We start from the raw sequence: 18,131 nt of genomic DNA, 5'->3' as shown, positions 1-18,131 counted from the left end.
AATAATCAGTGGTGCAGAAAAACCATGGACCGTCTCAACGCCATGCGCGTGTTTACCCGGATCGTCGAGCTGGGCGGCTTTGCCAAGGCTGCGGACAGCCTGCAAATGCCCCGTGCCTCGGTGACCATTCTGATCAAGCAACTGGAGGCGCATCTGGGGGTGCAACTGTTGCAGCGAACCACCCGGCAAATCAGTCTGACCCTCGATGGCGCAGCCTATTACCCCCGTTGTGTACGTTTGCTCGCGGACCTTGAGGAAACCGAAGCGGTGTTTTCCGCCGCCCGACACAACCCCAAGGGCTTGTTGCGGGTGGACATGCCGGCAGGTATCGGGCGGCTGATCGTAATTCCGGCATTACCGCAATTTACTGCCCGGTACCCGTTGATCGAACTGGAAATCAGCTTGAACGACCGCACGGTGGACCTGATTCGTGAAGGGGTGGATTGCGTGCTGCGGGGCGGCTCGCCGCTGGACGACTCACTGGTGGCGCGACCGCTGGTTGTGCTGGATCAGGTCACCTGTGCCAGCCCCGAGTATTTGCAGCGACATGGCGTGCCCGAGCATCCGTCGGATCTGCAAGGGCATCAGATGGTGGAGTATTTCTCCGCGACCACTGGCACGCGCTTCGGGCTTGAGTTTGTTGTCGACGGGCAGGTCCAGGAGGTCAATCTGCCCCGACAGGTTTCGGTCAACAGCGCCGATGGTTACATGGCGGCGTGTGAGGCCGGGTACGGCCTGGTCCAGGCTCCGTACTACCACGTTGCCCGTCAGTTGAGCGAAGGGCGACTGTGTGAAGTGCTCAGGGACGCGCCACCGCCTGGCATGCCACTGACGGCGCTTTACCCGCCACACCGCCAGTTATCCCGGCGGGTGCGGGTGTTTGTCGATTGGCTGGTTGAGCTCTGCGAGCAACCGGGCCAGCACTTTTATCGAAGCGATTCAGGCGGCTGAGCGACCGGCCTCGGGTACGGTTCCCTGCAGGGTGTCATGCAGTCGTTGCATGTGCGGGCAGTGCAGTTGCAGATCCCGCGTCCGGGCGCCGCGATGGAACAGGGCGAACCATCGGCCCTGATCGGGTGCGGGCATCAACCCTGTGAAGACGAAGCCCTTGATGCTCAAACGCTGACAGTCCCTGGCAAAGCCCGGTGACAGGGCAAGCCTGAGCGAAATAAGCCATGCCTCGGGCAACTGAACCAGGTGATCGAGCAAGCGTTTGTCCAGGCGCTCAACGACCACATCGATCCTGTGTTGATGCTGTTGCATGTGTAGGGGCTGCGCCGGATAAACCGCCACGCTGTTGCCGCTGCCGAACACTGAGCGCAGATGCTGGATGAGTCCACGGCAGCTGTCTGGCCACACGATGTCCGGTAGCGGGCAAGCGTGGACGTCGAGCGGATGGACACCGATCACGATGCTTTCAGCCGATGGACCGGCAAAAGGCGACGGCACGTAGTCCGGCAGTAACCCGGTGCAGTGGAACCCCAGTGTTTGCGCCATGCGCTGGGTATACGGGTGATGAGTGACTTGCTTGATCAGCACGCAGCGACCCGCGACAGCCCCGGCGTGTTTCAGCAACTCGCGGCCCAGGCAGGTGGCGATGCTCTGGCCACGGGCCGCTGGGTGCACCACGCTGAGGGCCAGTTCGGCGCTGGCGGTCGGTTGCCTGTCGCGGCACAACGCAGCGTGACCGAGCACCTGTGAACCGGCCACCGCAAGCATGGATTGCCAGCGACCATCGCTGTTGTGCTGGGTGATCAGCTTCGGCAGATAAACGTCCGGCTGCACGTAATGATCCCCGTAGGCCAGACGAAACAACTGACTGACGGCCTGGGCGTCGGCGGCCCTGAAGGGACGGAAAATCATGGCCCGACCTGCGGCTCGGACACGTACACCCGCAAGTCCAGAACCCGCAGTTGCTTGCCCGAGCGCGGGTGCAGTGCGAGATCGGTGGTGGCACACGTCTTGACCTGGAAAACCAGCAAGCCGTCATGGCTCAAGGTGCTGATGGCCGGGTGGTGGGCGACCAGTGCATCGCGCAGCGCAATACTCAAGTGTTCGATGGCCGAGGCACCGGTCTCGGGCACCCAATTCACGCTCAATTGATCGATGTACTCCACCTGTTCAATACGTATTTGCCACTGATCGCTACCGGTTACTCGCTGGACAATCGCGTGTATTTCATCTGTCAGCAGTGACATCACGCCCACCCGCACTCGCTGGCTATGGGCGCTGCGGCCTCTGAGGGCGAACTTGCGCCTCGGGCTGGCAACGGGGTCGAGCCAGCAGGCGCGGTCGCCCACTGGATAGCGCAACAGCGGCATCAAGCGGCGACTCAGATTGGTCACCACCAACAGGCCCACACGGTCGCATTCTTCGATGATGTCGCCGCTGTGTTCGTCGATGATTTCCAGCAACGTGTGCTGATCGAACACCCGATGTTCGCCCAGGGCACAGTCGCGATCACTGCTGCCAATCAACCCGGCGTCAACACTGGCATAGCCGATGGAGGCGACGCGGGCATTGGGAAAGGCCTGGGCGAAAATCGCCAGTTGTCCCGCAAATACGCTTTCCCCGCCATACAGCAGCGTGTCGACGCCGCTCAACACCTGGTTGTGCTCAATCAGATAGGCCGCGAACTTCAGCAACTGCGCCGGGATGCCTGCCAGCACGTTGATCCGATGGTCGCGAATCGCCGCCGTCAACCCTGGAAAATTCGCATTGCCAGTGAAGGGGAACTCGCTGATCGGGACGTTGACGTGGGCCAGTGAGTCGTGGATGAACAGGAAACTGGCGCACAGGTCTCCGGTGAAAAACAGATTGGCCACCCGGTCGTGGCTGTTCAGTTGCGAGGAGAGGCTTTTACCGAACGCTGTGACCAGTATTTGCCATTCCGCGTGGGTGTAGACCGCCAGTTTTCCCTGGCTGGTGGTTCCCCCGGTTTTAAACAACAGCGCATCGTCGACCGGTGCCGTGAGGACTGGCCAAAGCGCCAGATCATGGCTGCCGGCCCAATAAGTATCGCTGTCGATCAAGGGGATATCGCCCGGGGTAAATCCCCGTAGAGGTAAGTGTTCAAGGTACTTGTTATAAAAACGCGAGTGTTCGCGTATGTACTGCACCAGTTGCTCTAGCGTAAGCAATTCGTTCATTGGAATGCCTTTTCCGTTGTCTGGCGTTGGCGCCGGTCGATCACCAACGGCATCTTGCCGCTGTGTTTGTTGCGCTCGAATTGAGTGGCGGCGCAGGTGTTCACTTGCAGCACCAATAGCGCGGCATCCACGGCATTTTTCAGCGCGGTGTCGGACAGCAATTGTTGGTAAACGTGATCGGCCTCGGCATCGGCACGCACCACCAGGTGTTCGACCCCGTTGGCCGTGTGGTCGAGCACTATCTGAATGGGCACCCCGGCGTAGCGAGCCAGTTGTGAAGGGGAAATGAACTCAGTACCGATCCGCAACCATTGCCCATGACGCTCCAGCAATTCGAAGCGTGGCGAACTCAACCCGCAGGGACACTGCCCTGGCACCCAGCGCCCGGTGTCACCGACTTCGTAGCGGCGCACGGTCTGACCCTGGCGAGCTCGCGAAGTGAACAGCAGGCGCCCGACCTCGCCATCCTGAACCGGCACGTCCTGTTCCAGTTCAACGATTTCCAGATGCTGGATATCGCCCATCAAATGGAAGATGCCGTCGCAGGTTGCCGCGCAGGCGTGGCCCAAGGGGCCGGCATCGACGGAGCCATAAATCGCCGAGCGGATCGTCGAAACGCCGCAGCTTTCCATCAATTGGCGGCTGGCCAATCCCGGATGTTCGCCACCGAGGAACACCTTGCGGACACCCGCGTACGCTCGCAAAGTTGTCTGCTCCTTGAGAAACAAACGGTGCAGGGTGCTCGGCATGCCGATCAGCACGCTGACCCGCTGCTGCACGATCAGTTGGGCGATTTCGCTGAAGTCATCGTCATGGGGCGCGCCCATGGGCAACTGTGTCGCGCCCATCTGTTGCAAGATCCAGGAGAAACTGGAAAAACCGCCGTACAGGTTGCCGCCGTAGAACAGGTTCATGACCCGATCCTGTGCCGGTTCCAGCCCGGCGGCTAACAGCCCGTCCGCCGCTGCGCGCATTTGCCGGTGGAAGTCGAGGTAGCTGAAACCGGCCAGCGCCGGGGCGCCACTGCTGCCACCGGAACGGAAGTACAACTGGGCCGTTCGGTCGATGGGCTGGGACTGGAACGCGGTTTTGTCCATGATCGGCAAACCTGCCGTGTCAGTGGCCGTCGGCAGTGCATCGAGTGTTGCGTGTGTGCTCAACACGTCCGCAGGCAAACTCACAGAGAGGCGGCGACTCAGACGCGTCAACGCGTACACGCCGTCGTGGGGCTCACCGGCGTAGCCATCATGGATCGACCGGGCGGGCGCAATGCGGGTGACTCCGGCGTTGACCAGCGTGCGTACCAGCGCCGGGGTTTGCGCTGGTGGGCAGATCAATGCGCAGCTTTGCAGGACGGTGCGCCAGGGCAGCAGGGTTTCGGGAATCAAAGGCTGCGGCACCGGTTTGAGCATCAGGGTGCGAAACAATGGTGAGGGCGCGAGGGTTCGGTGATGCTCCCAGATCACCCGCCATCCCGCTGCGGCCCAGACTTCACCGGTTTGCCCGGCAAAACATTGATCCAGCTTCGCCATCGCGCAGTGAGTGGTGATTTGCGAGGCTTCCTGATCGGTGGGCACCAGCGCCGGCCAGTGTGCGCTGCGACGTTCGAACGCCTCGGCGAGGCGTGCACCCAGAGCCCGTAAAACAGCCGGGTCATCGCTGTCTACCAGCACCCATTGCGGGCTGGAGCAAGCCTGCTGATCCAGGCGACAGACTTCATCCACCAAGGCATCCAATGCCTGGGGTTGCGCAGAGTCGGGGCTCAGATAAGCGAAGCTGATCCGGTGACCCCAGTCGATCCAGCGACAGCCTGCGGGTAACTGCTGACGAATAGCCTTGAGCGCGGTTTCACCGCCCCAGGCAGCTACTGCATCGGCCCGGGTGCAGAGGCGCGCAATGTGCGCAGTCGCCACCGGCAGCACCGCGATAAAGTCGGTCAGCCTGCCGCTGCTGTCACACCGGCCGAGGCCGTCAAGCAGACGTGCCGTCAGCCCCAAATCGCTGGAACTGGGGCGTAGCCAGTTGATGTTGCCCGCCAGCAGGCTTTCCAGTACCGCACAAAATGCCAGCGTCGGCGCATTGCCCGGAGTGATATGCACCACTAGCCCCAGCGGGTGCCAACTTTCGAAGTGCGGTTGCTGGTAATCGATACGCCTCAGGGATCGCGGCTGCGTCCCCAGTTCGCGCTCAAGTTTGCTGTTCAGATGGTCGGGTTGGCAGAAGTCGATCAGCGCCAGGCGTTGACTATCTTCCAGGTCGAAGTCCAGTTCGCGCGTTCGCAAGCGCTCGGCAAAGCGAGTGGCCGCGGCGACCACCGTGTCGCTGTCGACAGGCGCCATCAGCAGTCGCGGCAAGGCCTGGTGCAGACTCTCGAGGGCAGTATCGAGGGCGAGGTCGGCGTGCAGTTGGCCATTGATCAGGAACATCTCAAGCCCTCCCGATCAGTTCGGCTGCGGCCATGGCGCAGCTGCGGCCGGGGCTGGTGCCGGCGCGTCCGTGCAACTGGAACCAGTCGTTGGACAGTCCGCAGCCGCATGTCTTGCCGGGGTACAAAGTGGCCAGGTCACTCATGACCACGGCATGGGCCGGACTCGACGAAATATAAGGCGATACGAATGTCAGCAGCCCGCTTTGACCGTAAGGCTGGACACTGAAGTCTGATGGATTGCGCACGAATACCTTCGAGTAAACCGGTACATGAAAATGATGATGGGCACATTCGATGTAAGGCACCGCGTGCTCGACCGCGCCGTAGCCGTCGCGACAACGGGTCGGTTCGATGCCCAGTTGTTGCTCGATGCGCTCATACAGCCGAGCCCGGGGAATTTCCTGCGCGGCGTGGTTTTTCCAGCCGCCGCCGAGAAACACCAACGACCCTGTCGGCAAGGCAAGCGGTGCAATGCCGGTCGCTTCCATGCGTTGCAGCGCCTGCCAGAGGAAAGCAGGGAAGCCAAAAATGCGTACGGGATGTGGCTGCTCGGCGAACTCCTGTAAGGCGCGAATCACGCCGAACAGATCGAATTCGTGGCCACTACCGGTTCGGCGCAGACCATAAACGATCTGGTTGACCGGCGCGTAACGACACAAAAACTGGTCGGTGTAAGAGGTGCCCAGACGGTTGTCGTCTTCGGGTTCGTAGCTCAGCAGTAGGTAGTTGCACGGCGTGTCCGGCGTGTCCCAGCCATAATGCTGAAAAATCCGTGTGACCATGCCCTGGGCGGCGGCCATGCTGCGGGTGTCATAACGCATGCGGCTTTTCTGGCCGCTGGTGCCGGACGAAGTCAGCTCCAGCGCGCCTTCAGCGGTCGGACTCATCAGTAGTTGCTGTTTGAAAAAATTGGCGAAGATCGGCGGCAGGAGCGACCAGTCGTCCAGCTGATCCAGGGTCTGCGCTTCCAGACCGTGGCTGTTCAGCCAACGCTCGTAGCCCGGGGTGTGATGGCAATGAAACAGGCTGATTTCAGCCATGGCGCGTTCGAACAAGCCCGGCGGTACCGAATCCAGGTCGTAAGGCTGCGCCAGCGCACACAGTGCGTCGGTGTAGGGAAGGTGGATCATCAAATATCCTTTTTGTTTAACTCAGACGGCTGACGTGTTGCGGCAGCCTTGCAGGAAATGTTGCAAGGGCAGGAGGCAGGCAAGGCCGGCGATACTGGCGATGAAAGCAAACGAGTCGAGGCTGTCACCGGCACCGAGCGCCGCGATCAATGACCCGAGGCCCCCCATGATCGAGATTGAGATCATGCCGATCATGGCCGACACCAACCCTTTGCTGTCTTCGCTGGAAAACAGCGCCAGCCGATACAGCGCCGCATTGCTCATGCCCAGGCCGACGGCGTAGAGCGCCAGGCACCCGACCAGCCAGCCGGTCGAAGCACCATAAAAGCCAACGATCAGCAGGGCGACGAGCCCGCCACAAAACGGCCACAGTGCAAAACGGATCAGTTGCGTCAGGGCCCTACCGGCGATGAGTCGGTCGAGCAGCAGATTGCCGAGTATCACTGCGCCGAACACCGGAATCTGCCAAAGCCCGTACTGCAGCGACGACAAGCCCTGGCCGTGGATCAACAACAGTGGCGACAGACCGATCCAGGCAATCAGCGGCAAGCTCATCAGCCCAAGGGAGATGGACGACAGCACAAACCCTCGGTTGCGTAACAACTCACCGTAGCGACGCAGCGTGCCGCGCAAGTCGAAGGGCTCGGTCAGCGTTCGGGGGCCTTGGGTGCGCGGCATGAACCCATACAAACCAAGCCAGACCGCGAAGGCGGCGATACCCAGCAACAGGAACAGCTCCCGCCACGAGAGCCACTGCAATAACAGGCTGCCGAGCAAGGGGCCGAGCAGCGGCGAAAGCAGGGCGATGTTGCCCAGCCACGCCATGATCCGCACGGCATCGGCTTCGCAGAACACGTCTTGCAGGGCGGGGTAGCTGACCGCGATGACAAAGCCCAGGCCCATGCCCTGGATCAATCGCAAACCATTGAACGCCTCGATACCCTGCACCCAATACGCCGCGCCGCACGCCAGCGCAAATAACGCGCTGCCGATCAGCAGCAGAGGACGGCGTCCGTAGTGATCGGACAGCGGGCCGACCAGCCACTGCAGCAGAACACCGCCGGTCAAATACAGGGTGAAGGCATACGGAACATGCCTGGGATTGGCCTCCAGTTGTTCGGTTACGCCCAGCATGGCGGGCATGATCAAATCGCTGGCCATATAGGTCAGGAGTTCGAACGCTGCAATGGCCAGACAGAAACCGATCAGTTGAAAGGGGCGCAGGTTTATTGATGATGTGTACATGACTTCCTTGTCGATACTTAAACTTTAAGGAGGGAACTCCTGTATCGGTGTATCGAAAGAATAATCATCGATGGGGCGGCACCCTAGAGAGCGATTGAGACTTGGAATTTCAATGGGTTGCCACGTATTGCACGTTGGCGGAATAGCCGAATTTGCGAGTTGATATGGATCCAAACTTACAAAAATGCGAACAATCCGTTGTAAGAAAAATGCCCGCAACAGGGCGGGCATTTGTTCAGGTTTTTAATAACGGCTTCTTTGTCTTACGCAATCTAACTGTGTGGACTACCGATGTTGGTAATAACCCGGTCCGCCACGATCATAATGGTGGTCACCGTGCCAGCCGCCGTGGGGGAAAATGATACAGCCGCTCAGGGAAAGCAGAGCGATCAGGGGAATCAGCAGTGTGATTCGACGGAGCATTTCAAAATCCTCATGGTTATCGCCGCAATGAAGCCAAAACTCTTCATCGGCTGTAACATGAGACTGCGTTTGCCGGCGTTTATCCCCGCCCGAAGGTAGGGGCTTGGCATGCAAACGGATACAAACCGGATACATTTCAAGATTCAGGAACCCGCAATGACCCAGTCGCAACGTTTGAAATACTCGATTCTGATCTCCCTGGTCGTCCTGGGGATCATGTTCGGCCTTTCGTATCTGCAAAACGCAGGGATCATCAGCGAGAAGCTGTTTCAGTACATCGCCATTGGCGTGGCCGTGATCGTCGTGGTCGTCAATGGCGTGATGCGCCGCAAGGTCAAGCCTTGAGCGACGCGCCCGAGGCTGATTCGCTGTAGAGAATGGCAATAGCCTGCGGATGCAGGCTGTAGCTCTTGTCCGGATTGAGCGTAATCACGCCCTCACTGCATAACCGCTTCAAGACCTCCCGCACACTCAGGAAGGACAGGGGAATATCCAGGTCCAGCAAATACGTGTGCACGCCGCGCACGCCCAGGTTGCGCTCGCTTTGGGCGGCGCTCAGCAAGGCGTCGATGACTTTCAGGCGAATCAGACTGGTTCTCAGGCCAAAGCTCTTGAGCAGTACCCTGATTCGTTCGTTTCCATGGCGCTCGGCCCTTTGTTCGAAGATCCCTGCACCAGAGGTCATGGAGATGCCTTTTGACGCATGGCTACCGTCCGTTGGCAGTTGCGAGTTGTACATGCAAAAACTCCTTTTCAGAGCCTGATCAGGAAAAAGTGATGGTGCTCTCAATCATTAAGACGAACGAGCACGGCAAATCATGAAGGCTTTGATGTAGAAAATTTGTCGACGCCATGTGAGCGCCATGTGATGTGGCACCGGTAAACCGTTGCGCCGGCTAAATTTCCTGATGATTTTTTCGTTCCTAAGGCCAGGCACATTCCGTGGTACGCAGGATGTGATTTTCCCAGGCCATGTCCATCAGGAGCGAGCGTGATTATTAGCAGGCAGTTAACCCGGTTGAGTCTTGCAGGTGTAATGCTGGGGTTGAGTCTTGCGGCAAGCGCCCGCAGCCAGCCAGAGTCTTCGGCCGTCGATATCCGTCGCACCAGTTTCGGCGTGCCGCACATTCGCGCCGAAAATGAGCGCGGGCTCGGTTACGGTATCGGTTATGCCTACGCCCAGGACAACCTGTGCCTGATGGCCAACGAGATCGTCACCGTCAACGGCGAGCGTTCGCGGTATTTCGGCCCGGATCAATTCACCATCGAAGAACGTGCGAACCCGGCCAGCGACCTGTTTTTCAACTGGTTGAATACCCCGCAGGCCGTGGCCGGATTCTGGCAGGCACAAACCCCTGAAGTGCGTGATCTGATCGACGGTTACGTGGCCGGTTACAACCGCTCGCTGGCCGAGCGTCAGGCCCAGGGTTTGCCGGCGCAGTGCCAGGGTGACTGGGTGCGCCCGATTGCCGCCGAGGACTTGGTGAAGCTCACGCGGCGACTGTTGGTAGAAGGCGGGGTCGGGCAGTTCGCCGAAGCGCTGGCCGGCGCCACGCCACCGGCTGCGGTCGCTCAAACGGTAGCGGGCGCGCAGTCGTTCCAGCTTGCCGCCGAACGTCAGCAACGCTTTGCGCTGGACCGTGGCAGCAACGCGGTGGCCATCGGCAGCGAGCGCTCGTTCAATGGTCGCGGCATGCTCCTGGCCAACCCGCACTTTCCCTGGGTGGGCGGGATGCGCTTCTACCAGATGCACCTGACGATTCCCGGCAAACTGGATGTAATGGGCGCCGCGTTGCCGGGCCTGCCGATGATCAACATCGGTTTCAACCAGCACCTTGCCTGGACCCACACGGTGGATTCATCCAAGCATTTCACCTTGTATCGCCTGCAACTGGACCCGAAGGATTCGACCCGTTATCTGCTCGATGGCAAGTCGTTGCCGCTGGATAAACAGACCCTGACGGTGGACGTGAAACAGCCCGATGGCCAGGTCAAGCCGGTTTCCCATGTGGTCTACAGTTCGGTGTTCGGCCCCGTGGTGCAGTGGCCCGGGAAGCTCGACTGGGACCGTCAGTTCGCCTACAGCCTGCGCGATGCCAACCTGGAAAACGACCGCGTCCTGCAGCAGTGGTATGCGATGAACCGCGCCACCAGCCTCAAGGATTTGCAAGCATCGGTGCACAAAATCCAGGGCATTCCATGGGTCAACACCCTGGCGGCGGATGATCAGGGGCAGACGCTCTACATGAACCTGTCGGTGGTGCCGAACGTCAGTGCTGACAAGCTCGCCAAGTGCAGCGATCCACGCGTCGGGTTGAAGATGATCGTGCTCGACGGCTCCAACAGTGCCTGCGCTTGGGACATTGATCCGAACGCCGCGCAAAAGGGCATTTATGCATCGGACCAGTTACCGCAATTGCTGCGCAAAGACTTTGTGCAGCATTCCAATGACTCTGCGTGGCTGGCCAACCCGGCGCAACCGCTCACCGGTTTCTCGCCATTGATCAGTCAGGACAGCCAACCGCTGGGGCTGCGTTCGCGGTTTGCCCTGGATCGCCTGGGTTCGCTGGCCAAGGCCGGACCAGTGGCAGCGGCGGATCTGCAACGCATGGTGATGGATGATCAGGTCTATCAGGCGGCGCAAGTCATGCCGGACCTGCTGAGGTTTTGCAGCGCCGACCTGGGCGCCGATGCGGCTGCGCTCACGCCGTTGTGCGTCAGCCTGAAGGCGTGGGATGGCCGGGCGAATCTGGACAGCGGCCCGGGCCTGGTGCACTTCCAGAATGTCATGGAAGCGCTGCAACCATCGCCTGACATCTGGCGCGTGGCCTTCGACCCGAAAGATGCGCAGCACACCCCGCGCGGGCTGGCGCTTGAGCGGCCAGAAGTGGCGAAAGCCCTTCGCGAAGCGATGCTCGCGTCGGTGGAACTGGGCAGCAAAATGGGACTCAAGCCGGACAGCCGTTGGGGCGACATTCAGGTGGTCAGCAGCGGTGGACAGCAAACGGCGATTCACGGTGGGCCAGGTACGTTGGGGATTTACAACGCGATCCAGAGCGTACCGAGAAGCGACGGCAAACTTGAAGTGGTCAGCGGCACCAGTTACCTGCAAATCGTGACCTTCGATGAAAAAGGTCCGCATGCTCAAGGTTTGCTGGCGTTCTCGTTGTCCAGTGATCCGGCGTCGAAGTACGCCCGGGACCAGACGCAGGCCTTCTCGAAGAAACAATTGAGCGTGTTGCCGTTCACCGAACAACAGATCAAGGCTGATCCGCAGTATCAAGTGCAGACGCTTCGCGAGTCGGATGAAAAAGCCGGGAAGGTGGCGGCACAGTAAACGCCGCGCTACTGGCTGCAAACATGAAGGCCGCACCCCTCAGGGGTAGCGGTCTTCAGCTTTTTGGCGCTTGGCGCGGAATCGAGTTGAGTACTGGATTGCCGTTTTCGTTACGAGTCAGGTAGACCGGCAACACCCGGGGCAGGGTCGCCACCAGGTTATTGAGTTCCTTGATGTTATAGATGCCGCCGATTCGGATCGAAGCGGTGCTGCTATCGGCCACCATCACCGGTTTGCTCAGGTAGCGATTGATCAGCGGCAACGCGTCGCTTAGCGGCAGGTCATCGAGCACCAGTTTGCCGCTGCGCCAGGCCAGTGCGTTGTCATTGGCGTAGGTCTGGCTGATTTGCGGCATGTAATCACCGTGCCGGAAACGCGCTTGCATCGCCGGCTCCAGGCGCAAACCGTCGCCTGCCAGGGCGTCATTGCTGGTCACAAGGACAGAGCCTTCAATCAGGTTGACCCGCACCTGATCTTCATACAGCCAGACGTTGAATTTGGTTCCGGTCACCCGAATCCTGCCCTCGGCCGCTTTGACGATGAAGGGGTGAGTCATGTCGTGGCTGACGCTGAAAAACGCTTCACCTTTTTTCAGTGTGACCCGGCGCTCATCCTTGTAATTGCGGAAGGTCAGCTCACTGCCCAGGTTCAGTTCGACCTGGCTGCCATCGCTCAGGGTGACCTGACGTACATTGTCGCTGGCTTCGAAATGCTGATAGGAGTCAGGCAGCCAGCCGAGGTTCCAGCCGGTGTACGCCGCCAATGGCAGCGCCAGGGCACAGACGGCGGCGGTGATGCCGACAGTGCGCCACGACGTTGGAGGCTTGACGTGCAGCGGCGGCGTCGCAGACTCCGGACGCGGCAGGTCCCCGGCGACATCCCAGATCTCCAGCATCGCTTCGTATTCGAAGGCATGCAACGGATGAGCGTCCCGCCATTGCTCGAACGCCTGACGCTCCTCAGAGGTGCAGTCGATGGCGTGCAGACGCATGCACCAGTGCGCAGCGGCATCGGTGATGGCGTCGTATTCGGCTTCCGAGAGGGTGTGTTCGGTCATTGACTCATCCTGATTTGCTGCATTCTAACCTTGAGGGCGAGGTGGCGAGAACATCCGTCATGGCAATTACCCATCAAAGTGGAACTTATTTTTCCCGGCAGGGCCCTAAAAACAGGACCTCAATACACAGTATCCACAAATGGAGTGAAAAAATGATCAAGAAAACCTTTGCCGCTGTCATTGCCGCCGCAACGTTGTTGAGTGCCGGTGCCGCCATGGCCGATCGTCCCGGTGCAGGCTGGATTTCGATCGAGAAGGCCATTGAAACGGCGAAGACCAAGGCAGGCTATGTCGAGGTCTATGAAGTAGAAGCCGATAACAACGGCTATTGGAAAGGCGAGGGCCGCAAGGCCGATGGTGTGGTCTATGAATTCCGCATCGATGGCGCCTCGGGGAACATCCTGCGCGATCAGAAAGACTGAACCGATCAGGGCACTGTCGCCACAGTGCCCTGACTTTCCAACTTACGGTGTACGGGTGTGGAGCTGGCGCCCCAGGTGACAGATCAGCCAGGACACCGAGTCAGCATTACCCAACTGCACCGCCAGCCTTACCGTCGCATCGCTCATGAAAATTGTCCTGGCCTCGTCCAGGTTTTTTTTGCCGGTCAATCTCAATACGTGTTTCAGGCGCCGGTCAGTGAGTTCGAACGTCGTGTCGCCAAAATCTTCCCAGATATCGTCTTCGGAATTGAAGACCGTGAACAACTCCGTCAGCGGCGTTCGGCTCGACAGTGCCTTGTTCTGAACGTCCGTCAGTGCGGTCTTGAGCTCTATCGCTCGCAAGGTAGTGGTTTCGAACAGGTCCACAAAGGGCCTCGGCGTGTCCAGGTACGCTATGTCCTCGGTCTTGCAGATCATGTGCGACAACTCATGGATCAACGTCGCCGCCCGGGCGTGGGTACTGATCGGGAAAGAGGCGTCTTTCAGGTAACTACGGTAGAAATCGAATTTGGGGAAAAAGAACTTCTCCGCGAGGTAGATCTTGTTCCTCTGATCAGAGGGGATCGCAAACGCAAAGACGTTTTCCGGTTCATCCTTGGCCCTGCCGATGACAAACCGCGTGGATTTCTCTTTCCTGAGCGTCGGATCAAGCAGCGCCCCCAGGATCTCTTGCACGACTTTTTCAATCATCTTCACGTGCTCGGGCAGCACCTCAGGTACACCCAGAAAATCCCTGATCAGCAAATGGACCGGCGTTGCTCGCGTGGACGAGTTCTTCAATAACTGCAGATTGCGGAAGCTGTTCCAGGCGTAGGTGGTCGCCAGATCGAGGCCTTCGTCGATCAGTCGAGCCCTGACCGGAAAGAGCCGTCGGATCTCTGACATGCCATCGGCCTGGACATTCATCCCATAGTTGACGGCGTCCCAGGTCTGTAGCCGTCGCAGCAAGTTGTAGCGTGGCGCCTGGGCCTCTGAGTCAAGAACCCATTTTTTCTCGGCGTTCTGTAGCGCATAAGGACCGTCGAGCTTGTCGCTACGGATGACCCAGCGCTTGCCGCGCTTCTGGATCGGATACACCTTGCCGTCAATCGGCGCGTAATGCTGCTTGCTGGTCGCGTCCGTGTAGAGCCCCAGCTTGCTGTCCAGCGTGAGGGCGCCGAGGTCGACGTCAGTGTTTTCGTGACGCTGCAAGCGTGTGCGTGCGGGGGCGGTGATGTCGATCCGTTCACAGGCTGTGGCCGTGTCGGGGGCGGGCGGCGCAGGCTCGCGGGGGTCCATCGATTCGCGCAACGTGGCCAGTTGCGCCATACCGCGGATAAAGGCATCCAGTGCGGCCCCCCATTTGTGTTGTTGCAGGTCTTCGGCCGACGCCTTGATATCGCGATAACTGCGCCATACGGTGACCGGGTAAGCCAGTTTGCCGGAAACGAAGGTCAACGCCTGGTTCAGGTCTTCGCCCAATACATGTTTGATCGTTGCCCATTCGCTTTGCCCATCCTTGTCCGATTGGCAGCCCAGTAGCCGGGCCAACAGATCGGCGTTGTCTTTGAACAACTGCATGAACAACGAGCCTTTGATGGGGCTGGACGCGACGCTGGCCGGCGTGCCGGTGGTGGCCAGGCGGTTTTTGCACCGTGTCCTGTCTGCCGGGGACAGGCTGTTGAGCACCCAGCGCTGCAGTGCTCCGGTGGTTTTCAGCTCGGTCAGCAACGTGTTTTCGTTTTCATATTCTTTGACCCCGTGTTCCGGGCTGTAGGGCGCCAGCAACACCTGAGGTCCGTCCGCGTCTTTTTTAGGCCCGATCAGATAGACCCCGGGCACTTTGATCGCCGTTTCACTGTTGGCACCTGACAGCTCAAGCGGGCGGATGATCGCGTTGCTGCCTTCCACCGCGTCACGGGCAATCGCATCGGGCATGTCGATGACTTGCCGGATCAGGTCAAACCCGGTGGCGCTCAAGCGTTCCTGGAGTTTCTCGGCATGGGCGTAATGCAGCAGTTGCCAGGGCAATTGCGTGGCGAAGCGCTTTCTGCGCGTCGCGGCATCGGCATGGGATTCGGCGAAGGCCTGGGTCAGCTCGGCGCGCTGATGTTCCCCGGGCTTGAGGTTGCGGATCAGGTTCTTGATGTAGGTTTCATCGAGCCCGGCAGGCAGCGCTTTGTTGGTCAGCGATGCCGGTTTGAAGCTGAGCGTGTCCAGATCGTGCAGGTGACTCAAGGCAAACGCCGGCAAGGTCTGGGTTCGAGCATCGGACGTCGCGCGGGGGCTGATGCGGATCTCCACGGTGTCCGGGTCGAGGTTGTGCTTGTCGGCCTTGAGTTGTTTGTGCAACTCATGATGAGTCGTACGCTCCAGGGAGCGGATGCCGCTCAGGTAATCCTTGTCGTCCGTGACGTTGTTCAGGTATTGCGCCAACAGTTCGGTGTGCAGGATCTGATCTTCCAGCGAAGCATTGGCCAGCCACGCCGGGAGTTTTTGTCGGGTGATCAGCGACTGGGCAATGTCCGTCGCCCGTTGCAGGCCGGTTTTGGGTAGGCCCAGTGCGGTCAGGCTCAGCAGGTCTGCTCGATGCTGAGTGGGCAGGTTGGAGACCAGTGCGCGCTCGACGAGGGTTTTATCCAGCCGAACATGGGGCTTTTGCAGATGTTCAAAAAAGTCTTCATGAATCAGTTGCAGCGGGGCGAGGGTAAAGGATCGGCCAGGGACGCGCTCGTCACTCTCCAGGTTCTCCAGCAAACCGTGGCGCTCAAAATCACTGAGCAGGCGGCGGTTGAGTTCGGCCCGCATCGGTGTCAATGACGGGAAGGCCTCAAACCCCAGGGCCGGGGTCCACAGGACGGTTTTGCCGGAATGCTCAGGATCCAGGCCGCCACGTTCGGTGAGCGCGAAACAACTCGCCAGTTTCAACGGGTCAGCGCTGTCGGCCTTGAGCGCCAGGCCAAACACATCCGGCAGGAAGCCGTTCAGGGCAGCGCGCTTGAGGCGCACCGGCGTATCGAGAACGCTCTGCACCATCGCTTGCTCCACGCTGCCCAACGTACGGCTCAGGCTTCGCAGCTTGAATTCGCTGCGCAACGCAGTCGACAGCGTGTGGGCGAACTTGGGTTTGAGCAGCTCCAGCGAAGCGCGAGCACCGTCTTCAGCCTGCGCAAGCGTGGTGACGGTGCCGGGAATGGCCGGGTGTATTTGCAGTTGCTGTTCCAGGGAGTTTTCGACGCTGGCCAGCAGCGCCAGTTGTTGTTTGGCCGAGTCCGCGCGCACGGTGGCCGGTTGCGCGCTCCAGCGCCGGTCGGCGCGAGTGCTCCAGCGACCATTGGCCTCGACGGGCATCAGTCGTTTATCGATCAGGGCGCGTACGTCCAGCGCATTGTCGAGCAGCGCATGCGGGTCCAGAACGCCGGCGCTTTCCCGGTAACGGCTCAAGGCGTAGGTCAGGTTCTGCCGTTGCTTGGCCATCACGCCCGTCATCAAGTGTGCGAACACCGGGCCGTTGATTGGCGCACCTACAATAGCCCGCTGCTGTTCCTCCAAAGACAGAAACAGGCCGCGTTCTTCGAGGGCCAGAAAGTTGAACAGATTGTCATCGTGGCCCTCGCTTTTCAGCATGCCCAGCAAGGTGTTCTTGATCTGGCTCAGGCTGCCGCTGGTTTCCACACCTCTTGTCTGGGTGTACAGAAAAGCGCTGGTCTTGTCGGTGCCGATCATCAGGGTGCAGGCCGGTTCGACGTAATGTTTGAGCGGTGCACTGATCCGGACTTTTTCAATCCGCACCGGATCGTTGGAGGCAGGCAAATCACCGGTGCCCGCCAGGCTGACGTCCATCAACCGCAGGTATTCCTCACTGGTCAGGATGCCTTTCTGGCGTTTGAGCAAGAGGTCCACGCAATAGGTGTCGCCGAGGCTTTGCGCGAAAAACTCAGAGCGTGCCAGGCCGTTGCCCATGGGGCTGTTCCAGAACGTGTCGAGCAGGCTGCGCAGGTGGGGCGTCAGACTTTGCGCGATCTCCTTGATTGCCGCTTCCCAGGCCAGGTTGTCGGTGTCGCTACTGGCGTTTCGTGCCGGGTGGATGAAAACCCTGGAATCGCCGTCCGGCCACTGATTGTTCAGGTAGTAGTGCAGCACGGCTTCGCTTAACGACAGCGAAGATATTTTGCGCTGTGGGGTATTGCCGACAAAGCTGTCCAGGCGGGTGCGGCGCTGGTCAAGTGTCGGGAAGTGCCTGGCCAGGGCGTTCTTGAGGACGTCGTCGAGCATGGTGCGCAGGGTTGGGCACTTGATCAGTTCCGCCAGCATCGTCGTGATGTTGTGGTTCTGATTGCCCTCTATCACGGCTTCCTGATCCTGGAAAACTGCACCGTCAATCGCTTGGATGGAGATGTTCAGGCTTCTGGCGGCCAGGACGGTGCAGCGCTGTTCGATGGACAGATAACGCAGCAACTCGCGTTTGCCTGCGGTTTCGCCTAGCCATCGTTTCACTGTGTTCTTCAGGTCATTGAAGTCCGCGTATTTGATCAAGCCTTTCCACGGGGTGTAGAGCGTCGCTTCACCGTCGTCGGGCCTGCTCATGGAAAAAGCCCCGGCCAGGGTGATCGCCGATCCTTTGTCCGGGGTCAGCAACAGCCGATGCACCTGCATGCCGGGCTTGTGGGCTGCGCGGGCAGTATCAGTGGCCAGGTAAACCGCCTTCAGCCACTTGAGGTCGTCGATGCTGAAGTTCAGGGCTTTTTCGCGATCACCGGGCTGCCGGGCAATGGCCGCCGTTTCGGCTTCGTCAAAAAAATAGGGGAGTGGGGGAGCTGTCATGGTTTTTCCTCGGTTAGGTTGAGGAAAAACAGTAAGGCGGGCGCGAAGCCTTGGTGCGGTACATATTGCTTGAGTCGATCCTGTTGCCGAGGCTTGACAGGACACCTCTAGAACAG

Annotated in this window: 12 protein-coding genes; 4 read left to right on the top strand and 8 right to left on the bottom strand. The window is 59.7% G+C overall.

Going from position 1 to position 18,131, the window contains the following annotated elements; genetic code table 11:
• Positions 1-24: 24 nt before the first annotated feature.
• On the top strand, positions 25-951 hold the full coding sequence (locus ACWIKB_RS23440; protein ID WP_475269679.1) for a LysR family transcriptional regulator: 927 nt from the start codon (positions 25-27) through the stop codon (positions 949-951).
• On the opposite strand, the gene ACWIKB_RS23435 is transcribed toward ACWIKB_RS23440, so the two are convergent.
• From ACWIKB_RS23435 to ACWIKB_RS23415, 5 genes are read right to left on the bottom strand one after another with little or no spacing between them, the layout of a single operon-like run.
• Positions 940-1,863 (bottom strand): GNAT family N-acetyltransferase, encoded by a 924-nt coding sequence (locus ACWIKB_RS23435; RefSeq protein ID WP_475269677.1) that lies wholly within the window; start codon positions 1,861-1,863, stop codon positions 940-942. The two genes, ACWIKB_RS23440 and ACWIKB_RS23435, sit on opposite strands and share 12 nt — an antisense overlap.
• Positions 1,860-3,149: an AMP-binding protein gene (locus ACWIKB_RS23430; RefSeq protein WP_475269675.1), complete on the bottom strand. Its 1,290-nt coding sequence runs from the start codon at positions 3,147-3,149 to the stop codon at positions 1,860-1,862. The genes ACWIKB_RS23435 and ACWIKB_RS23430 overlap by 4 nt, the downstream gene beginning before the upstream one ends.
• Entirely contained in the window at positions 3,146-5,575 is a 2,430-nt protein-coding gene (locus ACWIKB_RS23425) for an acyl-CoA reductase (RefSeq protein ID WP_475269673.1), read from the bottom strand. The genes ACWIKB_RS23430 and ACWIKB_RS23425 overlap by 4 nt, the downstream gene beginning before the upstream one ends.
• A gap of 1 nt (position 5,576) precedes the next feature.
• Entirely contained in the window at positions 5,577-6,707 is a 1,131-nt protein-coding gene (locus ACWIKB_RS23420; RefSeq protein ID WP_475269671.1) for a LuxE/PaaK family acyltransferase, read from the bottom strand.
• Positions 6,708-6,728: 21 nt separating this feature from the next.
• Positions 6,729-7,952 carry an MFS transporter gene (locus ACWIKB_RS23415; protein ID WP_475269669.1) on the bottom strand — a complete coding sequence of 408 codons (1,224 nt, stop codon included), beginning with the start codon at positions 7,950-7,952 and terminating at the stop codon, positions 6,729-6,731.
• Positions 7,953-8,531: 579 nt separating this feature from the next.
• Here ACWIKB_RS23415 and ACWIKB_RS23410 point away from each other — a divergent pair.
• On the top strand, positions 8,532-8,720 hold the full coding sequence (locus ACWIKB_RS23410) for a hypothetical protein (protein ID WP_054046397.1): 189 nt from the start codon (positions 8,532-8,534) through the stop codon (positions 8,718-8,720).
• Here the strand turns inward: ACWIKB_RS23410 and ACWIKB_RS23405 are convergent.
• A complete protein-coding gene (locus tag ACWIKB_RS23405) occupies positions 8,710-9,114 on the bottom strand; it encodes a fe2+ zn2+ uptake regulation protein (RefSeq protein ID WP_475269666.1) in 405 nt (134 codons plus the stop codon). The genes ACWIKB_RS23410 and ACWIKB_RS23405 overlap by 11 nt on opposite strands.
• Positions 9,115-9,366: 252 nt before the next feature.
• Here ACWIKB_RS23405 and pvdQ point away from each other — a divergent pair, with 252 nt between their 5' ends.
• Positions 9,367-11,712 carry a bifunctional acylase PvdQ gene (gene pvdQ, locus ACWIKB_RS23400; protein ID WP_475269664.1) on the top strand — a complete coding sequence of 782 codons (2,346 nt, stop codon included), beginning with the start codon at positions 9,367-9,369 and terminating at the stop codon, positions 11,710-11,712.
• A 55-nt stretch (positions 11,713-11,767) separates the two neighbouring features.
• Here the strand turns inward: pvdQ and ACWIKB_RS23395 are convergent, their stop codons facing one another.
• Positions 11,768-12,769, bottom strand: coding sequence for a FecR family protein (locus tag ACWIKB_RS23395; protein WP_475269662.1), 1,002 nt, complete (start codon positions 12,767-12,769; stop codon positions 11,768-11,770).
• Positions 12,770-12,921: 152 nt separating this feature from the next.
• On the opposite strand from ACWIKB_RS23395, the gene ACWIKB_RS23390 reads away from it, so the two are divergent.
• Positions 12,922-13,191: a PepSY domain-containing protein gene (locus ACWIKB_RS23390; RefSeq protein ID WP_054046388.1), complete on the top strand. Its 270-nt coding sequence runs from the start codon at positions 12,922-12,924 to the stop codon at positions 13,189-13,191.
• 42 nt (positions 13,192-13,233) lie between these two features.
• Here the strand turns inward: ACWIKB_RS23390 and ACWIKB_RS23385 are convergent, their stop codons facing one another.
• Complete coding sequence (locus ACWIKB_RS23385) at positions 13,234-18,015, bottom strand: dermonecrotic toxin domain-containing protein (RefSeq protein ID WP_475269660.1); 4,782 nt, start codon at positions 18,013-18,015, stop codon at positions 13,234-13,236.
• Between the last annotated feature and the right edge of the window lie 116 nt (positions 18,016-18,131).

This window comes from Pseudomonas sp. 5Vm1k, assembly GCF_056161485.1.
Note: the sequence above shows the minus strand (reverse complement) of the source record. Positions and strands in the feature narration are given on the sequence as shown.

Bases quoted from the DNA above. Each gene is read 5' to 3' on its own strand.
- ACWIKB_RS23440 (WP_475269679.1), top strand. From the start codon at position 25: ATGGACCGTCTCAACGCCATGCGCGTGTTTACCCGGATCGTCGAGCTG.
- ACWIKB_RS23435 (WP_475269677.1), bottom strand. From the start codon at position 1,863: ATGATTTTCCGTCCCTTCAGGGCCGCCGACGCCCAGGCCGTCAGTCAG.
- ACWIKB_RS23430 (WP_475269675.1), bottom strand. From the start codon at position 3,149: ATGAACGAATTGCTTACGCTAGAGCAACTGGTGCAGTACATACGCGAA.
- ACWIKB_RS23425 (WP_475269673.1), bottom strand. From the start codon at position 5,575: ATGTTCCTGATCAATGGCCAACTGCACGCCGACCTCGCCCTCGATACT.
- ACWIKB_RS23420 (WP_475269671.1), bottom strand. From the start codon at position 6,707: ATGATCCACCTTCCCTACACCGACGCACTGTGTGCGCTGGCGCAGCCT.
- ACWIKB_RS23415 (WP_475269669.1), bottom strand. From the start codon at position 7,952: ATGTACACATCATCAATAAACCTGCGCCCCTTTCAACTGATCGGTTTC.
- ACWIKB_RS23410 (WP_054046397.1), top strand. From the start codon at position 8,532: ATGACCCAGTCGCAACGTTTGAAATACTCGATTCTGATCTCCCTGGTC.
- ACWIKB_RS23405 (WP_475269666.1), bottom strand. From the start codon at position 9,114: ATGTACAACTCGCAACTGCCAACGGACGGTAGCCATGCGTCAAAAGGC.
- ACWIKB_RS23395 (WP_475269662.1), bottom strand. From the start codon at position 12,769: ATGACCGAACACACCCTCTCGGAAGCCGAATACGACGCCATCACCGAT.
- ACWIKB_RS23390 (WP_054046388.1), top strand. From the start codon at position 12,922: ATGATCAAGAAAACCTTTGCCGCTGTCATTGCCGCCGCAACGTTGTTG.
- ACWIKB_RS23385 (WP_475269660.1), bottom strand. From the start codon at position 18,015: ATGACAGCTCCCCCACTCCCCTATTTTTTTGACGAAGCCGAAACGGCG.